A 26,211-nucleotide genomic window follows, 5' to 3' on the forward strand; every position below is an offset into this window, starting at 1 on the left:
CTCTGAAATGCTACTCTACTAATTTATATATCATACAACTTGATATTTCTTAATCTAAGAGCATTAGTAACCACTGATACAGAACTAAATGACATTGCGGCAGCTCCAATCATCGGATTAAGTAAAGGTCCGCCAAATATATGAAGTAATCCTGCTGCTATTGGTATACCCAATGTATTATATCCAAATGCCCAGAATAAGTTTTGTTTGATGTTTCTAATAGTCCCTTTGCTGAGCTCTATTGCTTTTATAACATCTACAATGCTGTCTTTCATCAATACTATATCTGCTGATTCCATAGCGACATCAGTTCCTGAACCTATAGCTATCCCTATATCTGCCTGTGCTAATGCTGGGGCATCGTTGATTCCATCACCGACCATTGCAACTCTATATCCTTTATCTTGCAGAGCTTTGACTTCTCTAGATTTATCTTCCGGTAAAACTTCTGCTATAGTTAAGCTTATTCCAACTTCTTTAGCTATAGCTTCAGCTGTTTTCTTATGATCACCAGTTATCATAGCTACTTTTATACCCATATCTTGTAGATGGTCAATAGCTTTTTTACTATCTGGCTTAACTGTATCTGCTACAGCTACTATACCAACATATTTTCCATTAATAGCGATAAACATTGGTGTTTTACCCTCAGAAGCCAAATCCTCACCTTTACTAATATCACACTCTTTGATATTAAACTCTTTCATCATCTTTTCATTACCTAATAAAAGCTCTTTACCTTCTATTACAGCTTTTATACCTTGACCAGAAATGGTTTTAAAATCTGTAATAGCACTAACTAATTCTATATTATCTAATTCAGCTTTATGAACTATGGCTTCACCTAGAGGATGCTCTGAACCTTTTTCTGCCGAAGCAATTAATCTTAATATCTCTTTTTTGTCATAATCTTTAGTTATCAGATCAGTAACTACTGGCTTACCTTCTGTAATTGTACCCGTCTTATCAAAAACAACAACATCAATTTTATGTGCTGTCTCAAGTGCTACTCCGCTTTTAATCAAAACTCCTTCATCTGCACCTTTTCCAGTTCCAACCATAATGGCTGTTGGTGTAGCTAAGCCAAGTGCACAAGGGCAAGCTATAACAAGAACAGAAATGAATACCTTAAGAGTAAGTTCTAGATCACCAGTTCCTATATACCATGCGATTCCAGCTAATACAGCTATTGATATTACAATAGGTACAAAATAACCAGCTATGATATCTGCCAATTTTGCAATTGGTGCCTTTGACCCTTGAGCCTGTTCAACTAGATCAATAATCTTTGCCAGTGCTGTATCATCACCAACTTTGGTAGTTTCAATCTTCAACAACCCATTTTTATTAATGCTTGCTCCTATTACACTACTTCCAACTTTTTTTTCTACAGGTATACTCTCACCGCTTATCATTGATTCATCAACTGAACTTCTACCCTCTGTCACACGTCCATCAACAGGTATTTTTTCACCCGGTTTTACTAGTACGATATCCCCTACTTCTACTTCATCTATAGGCATACGTATTTCTTCGGTTCCATGTAATACTAAGGCTTCTTTCGGTCTGAGTCCTATTAATTTTTTGATGGCTTCAGATGCTTTACCCTTGGAACGATTCTCTAAGGATTTACCAAGCATTATTAATGCTATGATAGTTCCTGCTGATTCAATATATAAGTCTTTTACATATTGAACTTGTCCAATACTTATTTGGTATGTTGCAACTATACCATATATTATCGCCGCAGATGTACCTACTGCAATAAGTGAATCCATATTGGGATGCCCAGTGAATAGAGCTTTGAACCCTCTACTATAAAAATATCTACCAACTACAACTATAGGTATAAGCAATATAAATTGTGCAAGTGCAAAATTAAGTGGCTCATACATAGGATTGATGAATTTAGGAATTGGTAATCCTATCATATGTCCCATGGATATATATAGAAGAGGAATAACAAATCCTATGGCGATCTTTAATCTAAACCACATTTTCTTCTGTTCTATATTATTAGAATTATCTTCTTCAGCATCATTATTCCGTTCTATTTCCTTAGGGGTAAATCCTGCTTTAATTATTGCTTTTTTAATTTCTGATAATCTTACTTTCTTAACATCATATTTTATATATGCTTTGCCCACTAGAACATTTATTGATACTTCTAAAATACCATCTAATTTATTAACACCTGTTTCAATTGTTTTGGCACAAGCAGCACAATGCATTCCTTCTATTGGTATTACAACCTTTTTTTCTTCTGAATCTTCTGAAGGCACAAATCCAGCTTTTTCAACTGCTTCAAAGATTTTGCCTTTGTCAACTACATCTTCGTCATACTCTATTTGCATTTTTTTAGTGTTTATATTAACACTAACTGAAGAAACACCATCTATTTTTTTAGTTACTCGTTCCACCGCTGATGAACAAGCTGCACAATGCATTCCTTCTACTTTATACGTTTTTTTTGTTTTCATAACATCAAACCTCCAATCTTGTTATTTACATTTATTATTGAAATTTTTTAAGACGGTTGGCTACTTCTTCTAGAAAAGTAGCGTTCCCCCATAAAACAAATCTAGCTCGTTTTTCTGCTGAATCATATATATAATTGAATTTGTATTGGTTTTGCCCTTCCATAGACATTATTACATCTGTTATTTCATGGGCAATGGGTTTAGCTTCTTCTTGTTCATTAACGTAATAGTCTATTATACTACACACTTGAAGCTTGTCTTCTGTTGTCCTGTTTTGTCCATCCATAAATACACAGAAATCATCTTGGCTAACATCACCATTTCCACATGCGCATTTTGAGTCTTCGTAGTATTTGTCCAATGCACTTTCATATATTCTCCATTGTCCACCTACCTTCAAAGCCTGTATTTTACCACTATATATATATCTTCTTATGGTCTTGGTATGAACTTCTAATTTGCTAGCAACTTCATCAATAGTGTAATATTTTTCTTCCATGAGCATCACCTTTCTAGTATTTTAATAAATACATTATATCATATTGAAAATGATTTTCAAGTACTTTTGTACAAAATTGTCCAACTTTGTTCACTTTGTACAAATTACTTGAGCATCTATATATACATTTCATTAAGTTCAATATATTTCCCTTGAATCTTATTCAACACATTTAAATCATTATTTATAGTAATTAACACTAAAAAAGAGCTTTATTCTCCTTAGAGAAATAAAACTCTTATAATTATGTATATCCTTTTAAATAATATTTACTGGTTGATTAGTATCATTTTATACAAATCATCTTCAACTTTATCAGCCCTTATTACAAAATCAAATTTATCATAGTCCAAGCAAAGATGAAAATCTTCTTTTGGCTGACTATCCTGTGTATCTACTTGATGGAATCTCTCTCCACCATTGTTTAATAACTTATCTTTTAAACTAGATAAATCAAAATCTTTATTTAGCAACAAGCTTTTTATGTAGTCAGCACATAGGACATCTTCTTTCGCTTCATAAGAACCCCCATTACCCATTGCTACAAGAGATACTTTTTCTGGCTGTTCATGTAAAATGTATTTTGCTATAGCTTTAGCATTAACAAAACTGCCTGTTATAATTTCTGTAGCATTTTTTGCATTCACAATTCCCCTAGTACCCGCACTAGTTGTATGAACTACTGTACTTCCTTTTATATCCTCAGCTTCATTTATAAAATATGGGGAATTTCCATATTCAAAACCATCTAATAAGAGTCCATCCCTTTCACCTACTAAAATATACTCTGGATGCTCTAATTTAAGTTGTTGAGCTTTTTCTATTGTTCCAACAGTATAAATATTTTTTACCCCCTGTTGGTATAGGTAACACTCTACACTAAAAGCTCTAAATACATCAATAATGACCGTAAGCCCTTCTGCATGTTTTGCTCCTTCTAATAAATTTAGTATTTTTATTTCCATTTCATCATCCCTATCTATAACTTAGCTTTTTCAGCTTTATCATCTTCAACAATCTATATATTAGAGTTCATATTTCTTCTTTAATCTTTTAGCCATTTTCTTTGTCTTAGGACTAATGCTTTCCATACAATCATTAATAAATATATCAATTCTACTTTTATGGTCTACTGCTACTTTATTATATATTGAATCAAAAATCTCTAGAATATCGTATTTCAATAATTCTATCTGTTTTTCTGAATATGATGTTATATGCTCTATATTAAGTACCATTTCAATTATTTTCGCAATTAGGTCTTCTCTATGCTTAAGTACTTTCTTTAGATTTCTTACACAGCATTGCGCTGTCATGAATTTTTCATCATCAATACATTTAACATATTCATCAAAAATAATATCAAACCTGTAATTAACATCAACTACTGTAAGATTAGCAATTAGTGTCATTCCTATGTCACGATGATAAGAATTTTTATGATTAAGCAACGATGCAAATTCATCCCAATATTCATAGAACAATTCTGGTTTTATTTCACTTGCATGTGCTAGAACATAATAACTATTATAATAAACCATGATTTCTTTGTAAGTCATCAAATACAACACTACTCTATCTCTATATTCTTTATCATCTATTATTTTATCTGCTATTGCAGCTATGTCCAAATCTTTTTTCTTGATTTCTTCAATAAATGTATTATCTATCATAGGATAACATCCTCCCATATTAATGACTTTTGAACTCTATTTTAATATGATACATTAGAGTTAATGATATTGCAAGCTACATAGAAAAGTAGAAAGTAAATGGGGTGAAATTCAAAAAATTTCACCCCAAGTAAGATATTATCTAATTCATACTATTTTCTTTAATTATCTCATCAAAACTATTTGAATCCATAATATGTTTCATTGCCTTTTCAATATCTATTGGACTAGTATAACCATTATATGAAATACAATAATATATATCATTATCACACCAGACATACTCAATGTCTCTATCTGGTTCTGTCTGATTTCCGAATAACTCACATGTATAGATTATTTTCAACACTTTTCTATTATTGATATATTCCCAATTACCTTCCATCTTTTCAAACCAAACCTTTTCAGAATCAGCTATCTCTAATTTACCAAGTTTAGTAAATTGATTATAATAATAAGGAATTTCCTGTGTTTGTACTAGATTGAAGCCACCTTCAAAATTCAGATTTATATCTTTTCTATCTTCTGAAGCTTGAATTCTAGTATATTTACCTAAAAAATCATCAATAGGTAGTTTAAAATCAAATCCTACAATTTCTCTAGCTGTTTCCATATCTTCCATACTATACACACAAAAATCTATATTAGGTAGATCAAAGATACTTTTATCAACATCTTCTGGATTTTTTAGAGATTTAATTATTTCAGCAACTTCTGATAATGGTATTTCACCTTTAATACTATTGTCTCCATTAACTTTTTGATAATCTATGACATAATATATATCATTTTTCTTATATATAAAATGTTTAGTAGTCTCAGAACCAAACTTAGTAACTAATATTTCGCCCTCTATACCTTCAATACTACTTGGATATCTATCTATTTTTACTGTCCTATTACCAAAATATTCATCTGGATCTTTTTGAAACATCATAATATCAACAAAGAATCCATTATCATTATCATAAAACAATCTAGCTCTTTCATCATGTGGAAACCAAGCTAATTCGCCCAAATAATAATTGTTTTGTGGTACATAGTCTGGCACCATAAAATCAAATTCTACATTATCAATAAAACTATCTAAATTGTTATACCTGTTACAATATAATTTAACTAAGATATCATCCATCATGTCCTTATTCTCATCTATTTCTAGATTATCTATAGAATCTTTCAACTCATCATTTTTTTGTCTAGCACTTACAGGATTAGTTAGCACTATGCCTCCAATCAATAATGCTGACATTATAGATAATGCTGTAAATTTATATGTATTTTTTTTAAACTTATTAATCATTATTATTCTCCTCTCCAACTGCTTCTTGGTATTGTTAAGATAACAAGCTAATCCTATCTGATTACGCCTTGATAGAAACAATCGTGTTACAACCAATATACTTTCCCCATATGATATTGCATTGTCCTCGCCTAATCTATCAAGGACGTAAGTATCACAGGCTAATTCTATATCTGATCTAATAATAGAAGTTATTTTCCATATTATAGGATTAAACCAGTGAATACCTATAGCTATAACGCTAAATATGTTGTAAATTAGGTCCTTTCTCTTATAATGAGCAAGTTCATGCAAAATCACATGTTGAAAATGCTCTTTATCCACTTTAATCATCTGCTTAGGAATGTATACACTAGGTCTAAATATACCTATTATGAATGGGCTTTTGAAATTATCTCCCATATATATATTTACATTTCTTTTTATACCTAATATCTTTTTACATTTCTCCATAATAATTAGTAACTCACTATCATCTATTCGTTCACATGATTTTAATTTATAAGTGAATCTCCCCTGTATTAAAATTGCACCAATCAGGATTATTAATAATCCAGCTAACCATATTATTGATAGTATGTTAGTAAAACTAATTTTATTTTCAACATGTGTTGTACTGACAGTAGGCAATTCTAGACGTTTATCATTATTTTTGATATAATCAACTTGTGTTATTTTTCCTATACTATTTCTTGGAGTTTGTCGATTTTCTATATTGGGATGTATAGTGGACAAACTCTCTGATATAGTATTTTCTGCTCCATATTGTGGCAGTAGATTTAGTATACTCATAGAACTTTCTGGCACTATAAGCATACAGAATCTTAATAAAATAAAACTTAATAGTATCTGATTAAATCGGATACTTATTTTTGCTTTGAATAGATATCTGATTAAGAGTATTATTACTGCTATTATACTTGAGGTGAACGTAACTAAAAGTACATTCATGAAAACCGTATTTAAAATATCCATAGCTATTACTCCTTATATACTACTTATTCTTAGTGCTATCTTTTTTCTTGTTATCCAACATTTTTTGAAGCTTATCAATATCTTCTTCTGACAAATCTTCTTGTTCAATGAAGTTATAAACCAGCCTATCAACAGCACCATCATAAATTTTTTGAAGAAAACTCTTGTTCTCAACTTTTACATATTCTTTTTGAGTAATAACAGGATAATATAAATAGTTGCGCCCTAACCTGTTATAGGATATTGCTTTCTTTTTAACAAGTCTAGTAATAAAAGTTTTAATAGTTTGTGGATTCCAATTCATTTTTTCAGATAAACTATTTATTATCTCGTCAGAAGTAATAGGATTTTTCTTCCATATTAATTTCATCACTTCTAATTCTGAATCAGAGATACTAGGAATATTCTTCTTCATATGATAAATCCTCCTATTTTTAAATCTACACGTGTAAATCTATTAATTAGTTTACACTTGTAGATTTAAAATGTCAAGACATTTTTTTATAATTACAAAATATCTTGCATGTCTCTATATTTTTTTGGTGTAACACCATATATCTTCTTGAATATACCCGCGAAATGTCCAGCATTATTATACCCTACTTCTTTTGCTATGTTTTGTATACTATAACCCGAATCTTGTAAGAGAATTAAAGCTTGATTCATCCTTAGTGATTTCAAGTATTCATATACAGTCGTACCATATGTTTTTTTAAAAGCTAATTGAAAACGAGTTGTACTCATACTTGCCATCTTGGACAGTTCTTCAATGGAAGGATACTTGGATAGATTTTTATTCATGTACTCTATAACCTTTTTTAATGACCTTACATCCTTATTACTGAGTTTTACATGAATTGGCTCAGTCTTAATAGCCTGCTCATAGTTATATGTAGCAAGAGCTAATAATTCTAGTATCTTACCTTCTAGGTATATATTCATAGAAGAACCTTTTGCCCTGGAGCTTTTTATTTGCTGGAATATAAAATTAAGTTCTGGTTGATTAGGACTCTTAGATAAGAATCTTACCGCATTTTTAGCCCCTTGATAACTATCTCCATATCTTTTCTGTAGAAAATCATCATAATACTCTTTTGATATTATAACTTTTGTGAAACGTACCGGTTCTTTCTTTTTGCAATAAACATATATTTTTTTACTATTGTTGATATAACAGCATATCCCCTTTTTGACAGGTTTAACTTTTTGATCGCCTACTTTAAAAGAACTTGAACTAGTTTCAAATTGACTTATCTCAACATAACTCTGAGTGATTTCTGATACCTTTTCAAAATCGTGTTTTGGTGTATAGTCTGCAATAATTACCATAAACATATCATTAAATGATATAAGCCTCAAACTCCCATCCCCATATTCTGGTTCCATCCTATAAAAGTGGTCTCCCTCCTGGGAATATTCGTACACCATTGTAAATGGATACTGCTCAGTTAAAACAGAATAGTATTCATGTATTGTCTCTATCATCTAATTTTACCTCCTGGAAATGTATACTGTCATTCTATCATAAATTTATATCATACAACACCTTAATTATATCATAATATTACCATTTTTCTATCTTAGAGACAATCACATAACATTGATTTTAAGGGCTTTTACCCAGTTTATTCAAAAACTAATTAATTGAATACTAGTATATTGTAATTACTATAAAAAAAGCTATAATATAGAGCATCAACAGATTATGATAATAACTCTCAATTAGGAAAGGAGCCTAAAAATGAATAAAAAACAATCTTTATTAAATAATTTGTTTTCTCTATTAAAAGGCGAACGTATTAAACTTTTTGTAGGATTGATACTTGCGATAATATGTTCTGCATTATCATTTGTACCATATCTGGCAATATACAAAATAATATATGAGTATAGTCAAAGTGGATTTAATTTTTCATTTATCATATATTGGGCAATCATTAGTATTGCTTCAGTTATATTAAAATCTTTACTATTATCAATTGCCAGCCTTTGTACCCACTTATCAGCATTTAACACAATGCATAAATTAAGAATCAAGGTAATCAGGTATATGTCAAAGTTGAATCTAGGTTTTTTTAATGATAACTCTCAAGGTGAAATTAAAACAGCTCTATTTGACGATATTGGAAGATTAGAAAATTTTATAGGTCATAATCTTATTGAACTGGCACAATCCTTTGTTGTACCTATCATATTATTTGTAATACTGCTCATTATCCAGCCTATAATGGCAATATGCATATTGATACCAGCTGTTCTTGGAATCTTTATCCCAATGAAGATTATGAAAGGATATCCAGAACTAACAACAGAATTTGCTAATACCATATCTTCTGTCAACACATCAGTCAACGAAATGGTATCGGGTATGCAGGTACTTAAAATGTATCATCTATCTGCAAAACATTTCAAGAAATATACTAATTCATTATCACTATATACAACATGTCTCAAAAAAATGGCACATAAATCTTGTGCTCCTATAGCAGTTACCGTTGTAATACTAGATTCTGCTATTTTATTTACATTGCCTGTAGGTGGATTTTTGTATATTAATGAAATGCTTTCACTTGGTAATTACCTTCTATTTATATTGTTGTCAATGTGTTTCTTTAGTGCTTTCTTCAATCTTATAAATATAAGAATGGGAATTATGGAGTTAAAAAGCGGATTGACCCATGTTCAAAAAATACTTAACCTTGAGCCTATATCTGAAGGAACCATAGTTCTTCCAAAGAAGGAAAGTTATAGTGTCAGCTTTGATAATGTATCTTTTTCCTACTCTGATACATCTGTACTTAAAGATGTTAACCTTAACATACCCGCTGGTAGCTTTACAGCATTTGTAGGTGCATCAGGCGCTGGTAAAACCACAGCTGCACAATTGATTGGAAGATACTTTGATGTTAATCAAGGCGAAATAAAAATTAATGATGTTAATATAAAAGATTTGACTACCAATTCCCTGATGGACACTACTGCTTTTGTATTCCAAGATATATTCATAATGGATGATACCATATTTGAAAATATCGCAATGGGCAGTAACGCTGATTCTTCCAAAGTCATAGAAGCCGCCAAAGGAGCTATGATCCATGATTTTATCATGAGTCTACCCAAAGGATATAAGACTCGACTAGGAGATTCAGAAGGAATAAAACTCTCTGGAGGTCAAAAGCAGCGAATTGCTATAGCACGTGCTATTTTAAAAGACTCCCCAATAGTTATTTTTGATGAAGCTACTTCATTTTCAGATATAGAGAATGAACATAAAATCCAACTTGCTCTAGCTAATCTATTGAAAGGCAAGACAACGATAATGATAGCTCATAGACTTCATACAATAGTTAATGCTGATAACATTGTTGTATTTAATGAAGGTAAGATTGCCCAACAAGGCACACATGATGATTTAGTAAATTCAAACGGAATCTATAGTACTATGTGGAATGCTTATATACACTCATCAGAAAAGGAGGCTGTCTAGATGTTAAAAACAATAAGTTGGCTGTTAAAAGACAATAAGAAAAAGCTTTATCTTCCTATTTTTCTAACTATCATAGATGCTATAGGCAGTATGGCATTATATTTCATTTTGTACTTGACAGTTGTAGAATTACTTAATGATACTCTAACTGAATCTAAAATCATAATATACACAGCAATATGTGCAGCAAGCGTAATCTATCGAATTATTATATATCGCAAAGGTTATTTATTATGTTTTACAAGAGGTTTTGATGTGGCTCATGATGTTCGTGTTGATCTAGGTGAACATATATGTAATCTTAACCTTGGATATTTTAATAAAAACAGTATAGGGCATTTGATGAATACTCTTACTAATGATATCGCTAGTTTTGAAGGGGTTCTATCCCATGCTTTACCTTTTTGCATAAAAACACTCACATTAGTTGTGCTAATTATCATAGGTACATTTTTCATCAACTGGCAACTAGCCTTGTCACAATGTTTAGTAATAGTGATTTCTTTCCCTATACTCCATTGGAGCAATAGACTAGTAAAAAAATACGGAAAAGAAAAGCGCAGTCTCGGTTCACGTATGATTTCAGTTGTAATCGAGTATATAAAAGGATTCAAAGTATTCAAATCTCATAACTTGACAGATACACACTTTGAACGATTGATTGATACTCTAGAAGATACAAGAAAATTAAGTATCAAGACAGAATATAAGATGGCAATACCTAATTGTATGTATGTAATCATCGTTAGTTTTTTGACTCCATTGATACTATTATTAGGTAGCTATATGGTATCAGGAAATGAACTGACAGCTGAATCCTTTGTTGCATTCATGATAATGAGTCTAGCCCTTTCAGCTCTTCTTATATCTTTCGAACACTATTATATAATGTTAAATGATTTAAAACTTGCTACTAGTAATCTAAAGACTACATTCGATTATAAACCTCTTTCATATACTGATAGCGATTTTACATTAGATAATTATAAAGTTTCTTTTATAAATGTAGATTTCTCATATGAATCTGGAAAAGAAGTACTACACAATATTAACTTTGAAGCAAAAGAAAAAAGCATAACCGCTCTAGTAGGACCATCAGGAGCAGGGAAATCAACCATAGCTAATCTTATAGCACGTTTTTGGGATCCTACAAAAGGTTCAATAGAAATTGGTGGTAGAGATATAAAAGACCTGAATCCAGACCAGCTTCTCCGTTACATCAGTGCGGTCTTCCAAGAAAATGTATTACTTAATGATACAATCCTTAATAATATCAAAATCGGTAAACCTGATGCTACATACAAAGAAATCATCGAAGCAGCTAAACTTGCCAATTGTCATGGCTTTATCACGAAGTTACCAGACGGCTATGATACTATGGTAGCTCAAGGTGGAGCTTCTCTATCAGGTGGAGAAAAACAGCGTATAGCTATTGCAAGGGCTATCCTTAAAAAAGCACCAATCCTGTTATTAGATGAATCAACTGCTTCCCTTGATCCAGATAATGAAGCTAAAATAAATAATGCCTTAGACAGATTGATGAAAGATAAAACTGTATTTGTTATAGCTCATAGACTAAATACAATACGCAACGCTCATCAGATAATCCTATTGAATGATGGAAAAGTTGAAGAAATAGGCAATCATAAATACCTGATGAAACAGAAGGGTCATTATTACAGAATGGTTAAAGAACAAGAAGCTGCAAGTGAATGGATTGTGAAAGGAGATGCTATATATGAGTAACAAAAATAATAGAATCCTTCTAATGAGTGAAGGTAATATTACTGAATCTTTATTTAAACTAGGTATACCGATGGTTGTCAGTATGCTTGTCATTGCATTATACAACGTAGTAGACACTTATTTTGTATCAGAACTTGGCATAAGTCAAGTAGGAGCTGTCACAGTAGCCTTTCCAATATCTTTGATTTTCTCAGGTATTGGACTTACATTTGGAACAGGGGGAGGTTCATATATATCTAGGCTACTTGGCTCCAAAGATACGAAAAAAGCTAATGAAGTAGCATCAACTGCATTATTTAGCGCTTTAATAATAGGCATAATAATAGTTATTTCAATTTTTATTTTCTTAGGTCCCGTACTGTTATTTATGGGAGCTACAGAAACAATATTACCTTTTGCCAAGAGTTATGCATCAATATTCATAATCAGTATGCTATTCAGCACTGTCAATGTTGCCACCGGTAACCTAGCCGTTGCCCAAGGTGCTGCTAATATTTCATTGACTGCAATGATTAGTGGTTCCGTCCTTAATATGATCCTAGACCCATTATTTATATATACATTCAATCTAGGTATTGAAGGAGCCGCATTAGCTACTTTACTTTCTCAGATAGTGACATCACTTATTTATATTAAATTCTTTGTAAGCGGTAAGAGTTTCCTAAAAATTTCATTATCCAATTTTGCACCTAGAAAAAATACTTATATACAGATAATTAAGATTGGTATCTCAATGCTGCTTTTACAACTCCTTTGTAGCTTATCCATGAGCTTAATATCTAGAGCAGCTAAGGCTTATGATGACCAAGCTATTGCTGCAATAGGGATTGTGCTTAGAATAATCACTCTTGGTACTAATGTAGTTTTTGGATTCATGAAAGGTTTTCAACCTATTGCAGGATATAATTATGGTGCTAAGAATTTTGGTAGATTGAAAGATGCTACAAAAGCTACTATAAAATGGACAACGATATTTTGTATTGCATGGACTGCCATAAGTTTTATCTTTGCAAAACCCATTATATCTATTTTCAGTTCAGATGAAGAAGTTATACGTATTGGTGTAAAAGCTTTGAGAGCTAATACAATAATGTTTTTCACTTTTGGATTTCAGTTCACATATTCAACATTGTATCTGGCTATTGGTAGAGCAGTATCCGGCGGAATACTTAATATCGGAAGACAAGGTATATTCTTCATACCAGTAATATTGATTATGCCATCTTTACTGGGTCTTAATGGAATTATATATTCTCAGGCTGTAGCGGATATTTTGACAAGTGTAGTTACTGTTGTTTTTGCTGTGAAAATAGAGAGGGAATTTCGTCAGATTGTTAGTGAGGATAAAGTTGAGTTGAAGACTAGGGTTGTTTGATAAAAAGGTTATAGGGTTAAGAATTGGAATAGGTGAATTTTTTTATTAGACAACGGATGTATGTGAGAAACATATAGGGTGATAATCACTCCCGTTACATTTGCTGCTATTATCTGGTTAAGATGTAGCAGCAACCTGTAAAAGTCGTTCTTATCACCCTATATGTTTTCTCCTTTATATCGCCACTCTGGGGTGTGTTAGAACCTCAGCTGTAGCATATAAAATGATTTTTTCTTACTATCTAGTAATGATGATTTTAATATTCAAAGAATATTGTAATGAATCTATAAAAATACAACTCCTCATCAATATCCAGCACCATTTTATAATCCCCAAACTACGGTCTATACTCGCTCAAGAGCGCCACCGAAAAACAGATACCCTATATAGTGATAAGAACGACTTTTACAGGTTGTTGTTACATCTTAAACAGATAAAACAACAAATGTAACGAGAGTGATTATCACTATATAGGGTATTACTATCATTATGTTGTCCCCATTGTCCTAAAACAATCCCCTAAACTCACTAATTTCTTCCTCACTGGGCATTATACTAATTGACCCATACCTTGTAGTCACAATAGCCGCACCAGCATTAGCAAAAGCTAACATATCAATTATATCCTCTTTGGATAGCTCCTCTATTCTCATATTAATTTCTATCAATTTATATATTATACCACCAAAGAACGTATCTCCAGCCCCAGTGGTATCTATAGCTTGTACCTTATAAGCCTTCACAAACTCATAATATTTATCAGTCTTTATTATACTGCCTTCTGAACCCAAAGAGATACACAACATTTTTATATTACTAAATTCCCTCATCAATTTTGTAGAAGCAGTTTTGATATCTTTTTCGTTTGTAATGAATTCCAATTCCTCTTCAGAAACTTTTACTACGGAAGCGTATTCCAAGCCTTTTATTATCATAGCTTTCGCTTCATCTAAATCATTCCATAGATTAGTTCTTAAGTTAGGATCATATGTTATGAATACTCCGTTATCTTTAGCGATTTCAAGAGCTTTTAAGGTTGTTTCTCTAATTGGGCTATCAGTAAATGATAAAGAACCAAAATGAAATATCTTAGTATTTTTGATTAAATCATAATCAAGCTCTTCTATTGATAGATTGATGTCTGCTCCAGGTTTTCTATAAAAACTGAAACTTCTATCTCCCGTTTCATCTATGTGAACAAATGCTAGTGTAGTATTAATATCTTTATCCACTTTAATTCCAATTGTGTCAATACCTTTTTCTTTTAAGGTGTTCTTCAAGAATTCACCAAATGAATCATTACCTACTTTACCTATAAACGCTGTTTTAGTATGTAACTTAGATAAATAAGCCAATAAATTAGCTGGAGCTCCTCCTGGATTTTGTTCAAATACATTATTACCTCTATCAGATTTTCCGATAGGTGTAAAATCAATTAGTAATTCTCCTAGTGCTATAATATCATACATAAATATTTACCTTGTATACTAAATATATCAGATTGATACATCAGTATACTCTCCTTTCTTATTTCTGCTTTATATTATTTTCCTATATAATATTTAGATAAACGTTGTGGAGTATTCCATGTTTTACCTACGGCTCGACCGTTGAATGGAGGGTATACCCACAACTATTATTCAAAGGATAAATTAGCTGGTTAACGCTTGACGTTTCATTTACAAGGTCATCCGAATTTTAGTTTGTGGTCGCACAATGTTTAAATATATCTAGGAGGTCTTAACATGCTTTTTATTGGCATTGATGTCGCTTCAAAAAAACATGATGTAATTATTATTTCAGAGTACGGTGAAATCCTTTCAGAGTCTTTTACTATCGAAAACTCTTCTGCTGGATTTAAAAAACTCCATACGGAAATTTCTTCCCATACGGAGCTTTTTGATAACGTCCATATAGGGCTTGAAGAAACTGGTATTTACTCCAGTAACATCCGTGACTTCTTGCACTCTGCCGGTTTCAACGTGTATATGATTAACCCCGTTCTAACCCACCACAGTAGAATGGCATATTCACTAAGAAACACAAAAACTGATAAACTTGACTGCCTTGCAATCTGTAGATATATCATGCATAATTTCACGCATCTCAAACCCTATATATCTACACTATACACGACTTCTGAACTTAAGTCATTATCTAGATTACGTCTAGATAAACTTCATACCCTTGCAAAGGCCAAAATGGAGTTCACTCGATTGCTCCAGATTACTTTCCCTGAGTTTATCAAACACTTCAAACAGCATTCTCAGTGGGCTATGAATCTTTTCTCTTCTTATCCAGCTCCTGCTAAGATTGCTCGTATGCATCTTGACACACTTGTAAGCATTATCAAAATCAAGGGGGATCGTGTTTCTGCTGCTCAATTAATCAAAAATCTTGCTAAAAAAACAATTGGTGATACTTCTATTACCAACTCACTTCTTATAGAGTCTATCATCGATGACATCAATCACTACAACAAACAGATTGCTATTATCGATAAACATCTTGATGCTCTGATGGCTGATTTTGATTTTATAACAACAATACCAGGTGTTGGTAACGTTATTGGTGCTTCTATCATTGGTGAAATCGGTGATATCTCACGCTTTAATTCACCTTCTCAACTATTAGCATTTGCCGGTCTTGATCCCTCCATCTATGAATCAGGAGAGTTCAAAGGTAAACGGTGTCGCATATCTAAACGTGGCTCTAAATACCTCAGAACTTCCATTTTTACAGCTACACGTGTTGCGTGTGTAGGAAAAGGCAAGAACAATCAATTCCGTCAGAAATATCATAAGAAAAAACTTCAAGGCAAGCATCATAATTCTGCACTTTGTAATGTGTCCAAAAACATGATAAATACCATTTTCGCTATGCTTAACAGTAAAGAGGATTTTATATACATTACATAACTCACAATATAATTTAGGTATTCTTAGCAGTACCTTTATTTATGATGTTCTTTTTTATCTATTCAATATTTTCTTCTTTTATTTCATTTTTTACTTGACTTTTGTATAGCTGGCTCCATTATAAGATAGTAGTTTACAGTGGATATACTTTATTATCTATAGCTGATATTATAACTATTTGTTATTGGATATTCAAGTATTAAACTTACTTCAAACTAATATTTGCAACATTAGGTAGATCAGGATGTCCAAAAAACTTGTAATCTTCTATGACACCTTTATTAAATACGGTTAGACTCTTAACATTGGTTAGTGGAATAATTGCACCGTTTTTATTAATCTCTTTTAAGACGAAGTCATATGTTTCCTGTATCTTATTTTCATCAGTCATACAAGTAAGATTATTAAGTATCTCGCTGGCATTATCTATATGCTTTAATCCTTGAGCTAACAGATTATCTCTTAATGGTTCAGGATTAACCCTAGTCATAAATAAATAAGGGTCATATGGAATTGGATTGGTGACCTGCATTGCCATAGTGAAATCACCACTTGCTATAATACCAAATTGAGCCATCATTTCCATACCTTTCACCTTAACATCCATACCAATTTCTTTTAAATAATGAGCCACTGAAAGACTTAAATCCTCTATCATGGCCATACCGCTAATATAGACAATTTCTCCTTCTAATTTTACTCCATCTTTCTCTCTGAATCCATCACCATCTGTATCAACCCATCCGGCATCTTCAAGAATTTTATTGGCTTTTTGTTTATTATAATCATATTGTTCTACAGAAACATTACAATAAGGAAGGGATTTATCCAACACTCCCTCAGCTTTTTCTTCAATACCATAGAATAAATTCTTACTGATCTCATCTTTATTAATTGCATGATTAATTGCTAAACGAACAGCTTTTTCTTCAAATGGTTTTTTAGATAGATTGAATCCCATTAATCTTGTTTGCACTATAGCATCTGATACTTTAACTTTATAATCCTCATTACTTGATAGTTCATTAAAAGAATCATATGAGATATTAGGTGATCCTATTATTGCATCTATTTCACCACTTCTTAGAGCTAGTATTTTTGCATCATTATCTGGAATGACCTTAACACGGAAGCTGTCTACATCTGGTTGTTTTCTATTATATTCTTTATTTCTTATGAATACATAAGTCTCACCATCTTTTTGTCCATCATACATATATGGTCCTGTACCTAATGTCTTTGTCTTGGTTATATCGCTTAGAGTACCATCTTCATTATATGCGTTTGGTGACATCATACCCATAGGCAACAACAATGTGAAGTCTTGTAAAGCTCCGTAATATGGTGACATTAGATTGACTTCAACTGTATATTCATCTATTGCTTTTACTTCTTTTATTAATGTTGTTGTTGCACCATAGGCACCATTAAAATCACCTAACATTTTAGGGATATTATCTAAGTTAAGTTTAACAGCTTCAGCATTGAAATCTTCTCCATCTGAGAACTTAACGCCCTTTTTCAAATGAAAAGTATACGTAAGACCATCATCGGATATTTCCCAAGTATCAGCTAGTCCTGGCACAATTTCTCCATCTTCATACTGTACTAAAGTTTCATAGAAATTACACAAATAGTTTAGAGGACCATAATTGCTGCCAATGTTGTTAGGTGACAGTACAGTGAAAAAACCTGTATCGAAGTTCCAGCTTTCACACAAAGTAATGTCTTTTTTACTGTTATTAGAAGTTTCCTTAGTTGATGAGCATCCCGCTATTAATGTGATACATAAAATAATACTTAAAACAGCAGTACTCATTTTCTTTAATAATTTCATTTTTTTCCCTCCTGATGTTTTTATCTAAAAATCCCTCTATACTCTATTCATCTTAAGTTAATTGGGACTTTATTAGCATTTTTGAGTAATCGTGTCTGAAATCTTTGTATGATTTTAAATTTGGTACATGTTCAACTATTTCTCCATTTTTCATTACCAAAATATCTCTAGACATATAGATTGCAACATCTATGTCATGTGTTATAAACAAATATGTACTCTTATACTCTCTTTGTAATCTTAATAATAAGTCCAAAACTTTTTTCCTGACTATTACATCCAAACCGCTGACGGATTCATCAAAAACAATGAATTGGGGTGATACACTCATAGCTCTAGCTATACAGACTCTCTTTTGCTGCCCTCCACTTAATTCATTTGGATAAGAATCTAAAACTTTATTGGGGAGCTCAACTTTCTCAATCATGTTTTCTATATATTTTTTTTCATCATTTCTAGTAATATCTGTTAAGTTTCTTATGGATTCTGCTATTATGTGGTATACTTTCTGTCTAGGATCCAGAGCGCTTGAAGCATTTTGTAACACCATCTGTACATTAGATCTCATCCTGCGTAATTGTTTCTTACTTAAACCACTTAATTCTCTATTGTCAATATAGATTTTTCCTGTTGTAGGTTTTTCAATATATGTAAGTAATCTTGACAATGTACTTTTTCCGCTACCACTTTCACCTATAAGTGAATATATGTGATTATCTTCAAAAGTAAAATTTATATTTTTTAATACTTCTAGGGTACTGGTATCTTTTATATGATATTGTTTTGATATATTCTTGATATTAATCATGCTAGTTCTCCAATCAAATTAGTTGCTTCTATCAATTTTCTTGTATACTCATGCTTAGGATTATTAAATATATCATATGTATTTCCCCTTTCAATGATTTCACCTTTTCTTAACACTATGATATCGTCAGCTAAGGCAGATATAACTCTAAAATCATGAGTGATGACCATCATGGTAATACCACTTTCTTTTAGTTTTTTGAACTCTTCCAGAATCATTGTTTTATTAAAAGCATCAATTGCTGTAGTAACTTCATCAGCAATGATTAATCTGCTTTCAAGCATAATAGTTAGAGCAATCATTATTCGTTGTAACATGCCTCCACTTAGAGTAAAAGGATAATTATCCATTATTTCTTCTTCTCTACCAATATTCATTTTTCTCAGAGTACCAATGGCTTTATTGTATGCTTCATTTTTTGTTATATTAAAATGGACTCTCAATGTTTCTATTAATTGGGATCCAATTTTACTCATAGGATCAAAAGCAGTCATAGGATTTTGCATTATAAGTGATAATTTCCTGCCTCTAATCTTATCCATATCTTTTCTGGAAAAATTATAGATATCTCCACCATCAAACAACACCTGACCTGTTATATGAAATTTCTTAGTGTTCAATAGCCTCATAATTGATTTTGATATCATAGTTTTGCCACTTCCGCTTTCGCCAATTATTCCTAATATTCTATTTGTCTTAACATTAAAATTAATATTTCTTACAATAGATGTATTATCTTTCAATGATATGTTCAAATTTTTCACTTCTAATATATTATTATTCATGATTACACCTCTTCTGGCGTCACTATGTCTCTAAGCGCCTCTCCAAAAAGATTAAAGCCAGCAGCAGTAAATAGGATACTAAACCCAGGGTAAAATATCAGTTTAGGTTTTGAAACAAAAGATTTAGCACTACTAAGCATTGAACCCCACTCTGGAATATCTGAACCTATTCCAATACCTAAAAATGAATATCCAGATACCATTAGAATAAGAGCAGCTATACTTGTACTAAAATAAACAATCATGACTGGTAACACATTTGGCAATATATGATTGAATATTATTTTTAGATTGCTGCAGCCAGCAATTTTTGCAGCTATAACATAATCCTTAGCTTTTTCCATGAGAACGTAACTTCTGATTACCTTTACATGCCAAACCCACATGGATAATACAACGGAAATAATTATATTGAAGATTCCTTCCCCCATTAGACCTGCTAGGGATAAAACAACAACTATTGGAGGAAAAGCCATGAAAATATTACATATGGCTGAAAAAATCCTATCAGATAGTCCTCCTAAATATGCAGTGAATGTACCAAGTATCATACTTATAGTAGCTAAAATCAATAGTGTTGGAAATGCAATCCCTAATGAGTATTTAGCTCCATATACAAGTCTAGAAAACAAGCATCTGCCCAATTGATCTGTACCTAGAGGATACTTGCCACTAGAAGGAGCAAATTTCATTACTGTATTAATTTCATTTGGATCATTAGGTGCAATTAACGGAGCTAGTATTCCTATTAGAACAACAATCATTATCATAGTCATGCCAATCATAGCCTGCCTATTCTTTATTATCTTCTTAGCCATAATTCTCTACCTTTCTGCTGTTTTTCATATGGGGATTTAATATAATGTTGATAACCTCAGCAATAAGGTTACAAATAACAAAAATCATTGCGATAATAAGTACACACCCGTTTATAGCAGGTAAATCCCTTCCTAATATTGCATTCACAAAATAATTTCCTAGCCCAGGCCATGAAAATACACTCTCTACAATTGCACTTCCCCCAATCATAAATCCTATATTCTGGAAAAATAATGTTACCGTTGGCGGCAATGCATTTTTAAGCACATGTCTTGTTATTATTTTTTTCATTGGTATACCTCTTGCTGTTGCATATAGAACATAATCTTTACTAAGATTACTAAGTATAGTTGCCCTCAGAACTCTAACACAAGATGAGATTATTGGTACTGCAAGAGTTATGGACGGCAGAATAATACTTCTTATTCCTCCATAATCAACTACTTTAAAAATCGGAAATGTTATTGCAAACAAAGTAAGCAGCAAAAATCCTAACCAAAAACTAGGAAGTGAAATCCCAAAAATCGTAATTACTCTAATTATATGGTCTGCTATACTATCTTTATTAACAGCAGTTAATACACTTAACAACACAGTAAATAAAACTATCCATATAAAAGCCATTCCTACTATGGTTAGTGTTGCTACTAATTTGTCAGTTATATCTTTTAGAACTGGATTTTGTGTTACTAATGAAGTGCCAAAATCTCCTTTTAGACAATTTTTAAACCAATGTACATATTGCATATACATTGGCTTGTCATAACCCATTTTATGCCTTATTTCATTAATCTGCTCTTCTGAAGGATTTACTATGCTTCTTCTGGTAAATGCCTCGGCAGGGTCAATTGAAGATATATTGGAAAAAGTGAAAGATAAAATACTTACACCAATTAATATAATAATTAATTCTAAAAATCTTTTAATCATATGTTTCACCCTTTGTGTTATAATGTAATGCTTTTAGTATTGATCATTATTATATTGATAATGATAGTCATTATACAAGTCTAAAGGGTTATTTGCAAGAGAATGAAATGTTATCTTTTTTAGACTTTCACAATCCATAATCATTTGTATCTATCAACAATGCAGGTGTTTATGTGTATATGCAAACCAACAATATATTGATATTTTTATGTCATATTATGACAGAAAAACATATATTCATCGATTCAAATATCAAATCATCTTTACTAAGCCTTGTAGATTATGTTATAATGATATATTACATTGATTTATTCAAATATTTAGAAAATATTATGAAAGGGAAAATATAATAATTTTTTTATTATATATGGTATATCATGGAAAATCATATAAATATCCTATCATACTGTCCACTGTTCAAGAATAAAAGCAAAAATGAAATAACTGATATATTGTCAAAGACTAAATATAAGATAACAACTTATCATAAGAATGATTTTATTTTTAGAGCTGATGAAAGTCCTATCTATATTGGAATCGTTTTGAGCGGAAGTATTGAAGTACAGAACAATCTAAAATCCGGGAAATACTTTAATATTTTATATAAAAACAGGGGAGAGGTTTTTGGAGGTGCTTTAGCTTTTTCTGATATTCCTATTTCCCAATTTGATGTGATTGCCAAAACATATTGTGAAATCATGTTAATCAGCAGACAAAGTGTCTTAGATGTATTGTTCAAAGATAGCATCATAGCTTATAACATAATGAATACCTTTGCAAAAAGTGTAATGAAACTAAATAAAAAAGTTGAATTGTTTTCTTATTCTTCAATAAAGCAAAAGATAGCTTATTCTTTATTATGCAATCTCAAACCTGATGAAAACATTATCAATTTACCTTATTCCAAGAAAGCTTGGGCAGAACATCTAAACGTATCCCGTTCTTCTCTATCAAGAGAGTTAAAATATTTGATAGACAAAGGAACAATTAAAATAAATAATAAGCAAATTCAAGTATTGAAAAAAGAACAATTGGAATATATACTGGATGATATTTAAAAGCAATAGACTCTGTTTCAAAGTATTTGAATCATATGCTTGATTCAATAACTTATCAACAAAGTCTATCTTCTACCATTATATACTTATTGTCATAACGTATTCATTTCCAATAATTCAATGATTTGACTTCGTACTTCTACTAGACCTGCATCATTTAGCTTTCTCTCACCTTTTGATGTATTGATTCTGAATTCTTTTATTACCTTTGATGGTCTCTGGGATAAAACTAATATTCTATCTCCTAGAAGAATAGCCTCATCAATCTCATGAGTTACATAAATTATGTTTTTCTTGGTATTATTCCATAAGTTCAATATATATTTTATCATATTAAGCCTTAATGTATAGTCTAATGACTTTAAGGGTTCATCCATTAATAATAAGTCAGCATCATAATTGAAAGCTCTTGCAATAGAGCATCTTTGCCTCATTCCTCCACTTAACTGAGAAGGATAGTGCTTTTCAAAGCCTTCCAACCCAACATTTTTAAGCAACTCCATACATTGTTCTTTCAAAGAACTGCTATTAACCATATGTATATTATTATACACATTCTTCCACGGTAATAATCTATCTTCCTGAAATACATAGCTAATATTGGAACTATTATTCTCTATTGTTCCTTTTGAAGGCTCAAGTATCCCAGAACAAATATTCAGAAGTGTTGATTTGCCACATCCTGATGGTCCAATAATGCAAACTATTTCTTCTCTATTGATGTCCATAGAAAAATCTTTTAGGACACATAAATCATTAAACCACTTTTCAATCTTATTAAATTTCAGCATCTATGTCATCTTCCCTTTATAATCCATTAATTTATATCCGTAATCTATAATTTTCTGTGATAAAAAACATAAAACAATAACAACAATACTCCAAGCAAATACTTTGTTTGTTTCCAAATTCAATCTACCTTCAGTAATCTGCGAACCAAGACCTGTTCCAGAACTCAGAACTTCACCCATGATCACTAGTTTCCAACCTAATCCAATAAGTATTATAAGCCCAGACTTGAAATATGTTTTTAATGATGGAATTATAATTTCTTTTATAATTTTAAACCTGGAAAATTGAAAGATTCTACCCATTTCAATTAACTTCATATCCATGTTGTCAAATCCTTCTTTTATACTTATTGCCATTATAGGCAGACTTACAATGAATATAATAAAAATTGTTGCCTGTCCATCTAGACCGAACCATATCATAGCAAGTGTCATAAATAGTATAGGCGGTACTGATTGCAGTATATATATATAAGGTTCCAATACACGTTTTACCCTTTTATTAATACCAATAAAGAACCCTATTATACTACCTATCAACAAAGCTCCAATCAATCCAATAATCAACCTATGTAATGTAACCCCTATATTGAGCAAGAAATTATCACCATGCATAATATTCCAAAGGGATTTGAAAGTTAATGATGGGCTAGGTAAAATCAGTGGGGGGTATAACATAGATAGACCCTGCCAAAATATAAGAATGACACTTAATATTAAAATAATATCAGTCCACTGTATCTTATTTTTTTTATTAGTTTTTGTAATAGAAAGTCTCATCTGGAATTTTCCCTCCGACAGTTTCTGGTTTATAATTTACTAAAATACTAAAATATTTTTCCAGACTCTTTTTTGCTATTTCAGCTGATTCATATATAAAAGACATGTTAGGTATTGCTTTCTTAATTAGATCAGGTTTTGTTTTTAGTTGATCCATGGCTAATAATTCAGCTTGTTCTGGATTTTCATTTGTCCATTTAACTGCTTGTTCATAGCTTTTATTAAAATTATCAACTATCTCTTTATTATCAGCTGCAAATTCCCCATTTACAACTATCCCAAAAGCTGGAAGTTTATATTCTTCACCTTCAGTTTTTTTCCATTCCTCTGAATAATCACTAATTACTTTAAATCCATCTATTGTTTCTTTATGCAACGTAGTGAACGGTTCTGCATCAATAGCATGTTTTATATTTCCTAACTCCAATAATTGAGCAATTTCTGTATGGTTGGAATATACAATCTCTAAATCTTTTCCAGGTTCTAGGTTATTCTTTTTCAAGAAATATTTTGTAATCATATCTGGTGGTGAATTTTTCCCTGGAATATATAATTTACCACCCTTTAGGTCTTCCCAGCCTTTACACTCTGCATCTATTGTAGTTAAATACATACATCCCCAAATTCCTACATTCAATAGTTTAATATCAATATCCTTATTGTATAAAACAGACGCTGTATGTGCAGGTAGTGCCATAAAAGCATTATCTTTATCAGTTGCTAGGGTAACCATTTCTTCCATACTATGGTATAGATTAAGTTCTATTTTCACATTTTCACCTAGCCCATTAGTATCTATTATTCTAAGTAATGGTATAATAGCTGGTGATTTAGGTCCACTTATCTTAACTGTAAGCTCTTTTTGTTCATTGATACTCTTATCATTTTCTACCTCCTTATCAGTAACCTTGGATGTGCTGCATCCGCTTATAATACTTAGATTAATGGCTATCATTAATAAAAAAACAATAAATCTCTTCATCTTATTGATTCTCCTTGTGAATGTTATAATTTACTATAATTGATATTAATTATCATTATCGTTTTCATATTATAACATAATGCCATAATAAAAAGTGTATCCACAGATACACTTTCTGGTATATTAGTCTACTTATTGTCAAAAACATTTCCTAACCATTCTATACATAATTTTATCCATGTAGCAACATGTGGGTAATTGCTCATATCTTCACTTCTAGTCTCTTCCGTTGCCAGTGATAAACCGTGAGGACCATGAGGATATAAATGAAGTTCAAATGGAATATCATTTTTTCGTAAAGCCCCAGCAAATAATAAACTGTTTTCCATAGGTACACTTGCATCTTCAACAGTATGCCATAAAAATGTTGGAGGTGTTTTTTTATTAACCTGCTTCTCTAGAGACATTTCATTCAATAAATCTTCACTTGCTTCTTTTCCCAGTAGATTATCAAAAGAACCTCTATGAGCTAATTCACCAGAAGTAATAACAGGATAGTTTAATATCAATGCATTGGGATAATTTAATCCTTCTATTATACCTTCAGCATTATTTACATAATCTTTGTCCCAATGAACTCCAAGACTTGCTGTTAGATGACCTCCTGCTGAAAACCCACATACTGCTATTTTATCAGATTTAATGTTCCATTTCTCTGAGTTCTCTCGTATTATGCACATAGCCTTTGACACATCCAGTAATGGTTGAGGATGTTTTGCGGGAGCTACGCTGTAGTGTAAAACAAACGCATGGTAACCTGCTGCATTGAATTTCATTGCTATGGGTTCCGCTTCCCTTCCTGATGTATAAGCATATCCTCCACCTGGGCATATGAGAACTGAGCCTCTTTTCTTATCTCCATCTAGTATATATGTATCCATAGTTGGTACAAAATTACTATTACTACTATTGTATTGTTGTTTTTCCCATAACTCTATAGTCTTATTTATCATGTAAGCAGTCTC

The 26,211-nt window shown here is 31.5% G+C and carries 22 protein-coding genes; 5 read left to right on the plus strand and 17 right to left on the minus strand.

Going from position 1 to position 26,211, the window contains the following annotated elements; all coding sequences use genetic code 11:
- Positions 1 to 23: 23 nt before the first annotated feature.
- From HYG85_RS03055 to HYG85_RS03085, 7 genes are all read right to left on the minus strand, one after another.
- A complete protein-coding gene (locus HYG85_RS03055; protein ID WP_212692234.1) occupies positions 24 to 2,480 on the minus strand; it encodes a heavy metal translocating P-type ATPase in 2,457 nt (818 codons plus the stop codon).
- Between the two features lie 34 nt (positions 2,481 to 2,514).
- Entirely contained in the window at positions 2,515 to 2,979 is a 465-nt protein-coding gene (locus tag HYG85_RS03060; RefSeq protein WP_193774364.1) for a helix-turn-helix domain-containing protein, read from the minus strand.
- 269 nt (positions 2,980 to 3,248) lie between these two features.
- Positions 3,249 to 3,944 (minus strand): 2-phosphosulfolactate phosphatase, encoded by a 696-nt coding sequence (locus tag HYG85_RS03065; protein ID WP_212692235.1) that lies wholly within the window; start codon positions 3,942 to 3,944, stop codon positions 3,249 to 3,251.
- A 60-nt stretch (positions 3,945 to 4,004) separates the two neighbouring features.
- Positions 4,005 to 4,652, minus strand: a complete 648-nt coding sequence (locus tag HYG85_RS03070) for a hypothetical protein (RefSeq protein WP_212692236.1) — start codon at positions 4,650 to 4,652, stop codon at positions 4,005 to 4,007.
- Positions 4,653 to 4,794: 142 nt separating this feature from the next.
- Entirely contained in the window at positions 4,795 to 6,930 is a 2,136-nt protein-coding gene (locus tag HYG85_RS03075) for a M56 family metallopeptidase (protein WP_212692237.1), read from the minus strand.
- Positions 6,931 to 6,949: 19 nt separating this feature from the next.
- Entirely contained in the window at positions 6,950 to 7,345 is a 396-nt protein-coding gene (locus HYG85_RS03080; RefSeq protein WP_113671620.1) for a BlaI/MecI/CopY family transcriptional regulator, read from the minus strand.
- Positions 7,346 to 7,437: 92 nt separating this feature from the next.
- The gene (locus tag HYG85_RS03085; protein ID WP_113671621.1) at positions 7,438 to 8,415 is read right to left on the minus strand and encodes a helix-turn-helix domain-containing protein; all 978 of its coding nucleotides are present in this window, start codon (positions 8,413 to 8,415) and stop codon (positions 7,438 to 7,440) included.
- Positions 8,416 to 8,671: 256 nt separating this feature from the next.
- Between HYG85_RS03085 and HYG85_RS03090 the strand changes: the two genes are divergently transcribed.
- From HYG85_RS03090 to HYG85_RS03100, 3 genes are read left to right on the plus strand one after another with little or no spacing between them, the layout of a single operon-like run.
- A complete protein-coding gene (locus HYG85_RS03090) occupies positions 8,672 to 10,417 on the plus strand; it encodes an ABC transporter ATP-binding protein (protein WP_212692238.1) in 1,746 nt (581 codons plus the stop codon).
- Complete coding sequence (locus HYG85_RS03095) at positions 10,418 to 12,163, plus strand: ABC transporter ATP-binding protein (RefSeq protein WP_212692239.1); 1,746 nt, start codon at positions 10,418 to 10,420, stop codon at positions 12,161 to 12,163.
- Entirely contained in the window at positions 12,156 to 13,538 is a 1,383-nt protein-coding gene (locus HYG85_RS03100; RefSeq protein ID WP_212692240.1) for an MATE family efflux transporter, read from the plus strand. Before HYG85_RS03095 ends, HYG85_RS03100 begins: the two co-directional genes overlap by 8 nt.
- A gap of 506 nt (positions 13,539 to 14,044) precedes the next feature.
- Here the strand turns inward: HYG85_RS03100 and HYG85_RS03105 are convergent.
- Positions 14,045 to 15,007, minus strand: a complete 963-nt coding sequence (locus HYG85_RS03105) for a carbohydrate kinase family protein (RefSeq protein ID WP_212692241.1) — start codon at positions 15,005 to 15,007, stop codon at positions 14,045 to 14,047.
- Between the two features lie 276 nt (positions 15,008 to 15,283).
- On the opposite strand from HYG85_RS03105, the gene HYG85_RS03110 reads away from it, so the two are divergent.
- The gene (locus HYG85_RS03110; RefSeq protein ID WP_113671495.1) at positions 15,284 to 16,456 is read left to right on the plus strand and encodes an IS110 family RNA-guided transposase; all 1,173 of its coding nucleotides are present in this window, start codon (positions 15,284 to 15,286) and stop codon (positions 16,454 to 16,456) included.
- A gap of 205 nt (positions 16,457 to 16,661) precedes the next feature.
- Here the strand turns inward: HYG85_RS03110 and HYG85_RS03115 are convergent, their stop codons facing one another.
- From HYG85_RS03115 to HYG85_RS03135, 5 genes are read right to left on the minus strand one after another with little or no spacing between them, the layout of a single operon-like run.
- Entirely contained in the window at positions 16,662 to 18,293 is a 1,632-nt protein-coding gene (locus tag HYG85_RS03115) for an ABC transporter substrate-binding protein (protein WP_212692242.1), read from the minus strand.
- 52 nt (positions 18,294 to 18,345) lie between these two features.
- The gene (locus HYG85_RS03120; protein WP_212692243.1) at positions 18,346 to 19,101 is read right to left on the minus strand and encodes an ABC transporter ATP-binding protein; all 756 of its coding nucleotides are present in this window, start codon (positions 19,099 to 19,101) and stop codon (positions 18,346 to 18,348) included.
- Complete coding sequence (locus HYG85_RS03125; RefSeq protein ID WP_212692244.1) at positions 19,098 to 19,886, minus strand: ABC transporter ATP-binding protein; 789 nt, start codon at positions 19,884 to 19,886, stop codon at positions 19,098 to 19,100. The genes HYG85_RS03120 and HYG85_RS03125 overlap by 4 nt, the downstream gene beginning before the upstream one ends.
- A gap of 2 nt (positions 19,887 to 19,888) precedes the next feature.
- Positions 19,889 to 20,704, minus strand: coding sequence for an ABC transporter permease (locus tag HYG85_RS03130; RefSeq protein ID WP_212692245.1), 816 nt, complete (start codon positions 20,702 to 20,704; stop codon positions 19,889 to 19,891).
- A complete protein-coding gene (locus HYG85_RS03135; RefSeq protein WP_113671630.1) occupies positions 20,697 to 21,635 on the minus strand; it encodes an ABC transporter permease in 939 nt (312 codons plus the stop codon). Before HYG85_RS03135 ends, HYG85_RS03130 begins: the two co-directional genes overlap by 8 nt.
- 377 nt (positions 21,636 to 22,012) lie before the next feature.
- Between HYG85_RS03135 and HYG85_RS03140 the strand changes: the two genes are divergently transcribed.
- The gene (locus HYG85_RS03140) at positions 22,013 to 22,693 is read left to right on the plus strand and encodes a Crp/Fnr family transcriptional regulator (protein WP_212692246.1); all 681 of its coding nucleotides are present in this window, start codon (positions 22,013 to 22,015) and stop codon (positions 22,691 to 22,693) included.
- Between the two features lie 92 nt (positions 22,694 to 22,785).
- On the opposite strand, the gene HYG85_RS03145 is transcribed toward HYG85_RS03140, so the two are convergent.
- The 4 genes from HYG85_RS03145 to HYG85_RS03160 form a co-directional block, all read right to left on the minus strand.
- Positions 22,786 to 23,484, minus strand: a complete 699-nt coding sequence (locus HYG85_RS03145; RefSeq protein ID WP_212692247.1) for an ABC transporter ATP-binding protein — start codon at positions 23,482 to 23,484, stop codon at positions 22,786 to 22,788.
- Complete coding sequence (locus HYG85_RS03150) at positions 23,485 to 24,162, minus strand: ABC transporter permease (protein ID WP_212692248.1); 678 nt, start codon at positions 24,160 to 24,162, stop codon at positions 23,485 to 23,487.
- 76 nt (positions 24,163 to 24,238) lie between these two features.
- Entirely contained in the window at positions 24,239 to 25,246 is a 1,008-nt protein-coding gene (locus tag HYG85_RS03155; RefSeq protein WP_212692249.1) for an ABC transporter substrate-binding protein, read from the minus strand.
- A gap of 128 nt (positions 25,247 to 25,374) precedes the next feature.
- On the minus strand, positions 25,375 to 26,199 hold the full coding sequence (locus HYG85_RS03160) for an alpha/beta hydrolase (protein ID WP_212692250.1): 825 nt from the start codon (positions 26,197 to 26,199) through the stop codon (positions 25,375 to 25,377).
- Between the last annotated feature and the right edge of the window lie 12 nt (positions 26,200 to 26,211).

Origin of the sequence: Vallitalea guaymasensis (assembly GCF_018141425.1) — a bacterium.
Taxonomy (GTDB): Bacteria; Bacillota; Clostridia; order Lachnospirales; family Vallitaleaceae; genus Vallitalea; species Vallitalea guaymasensis.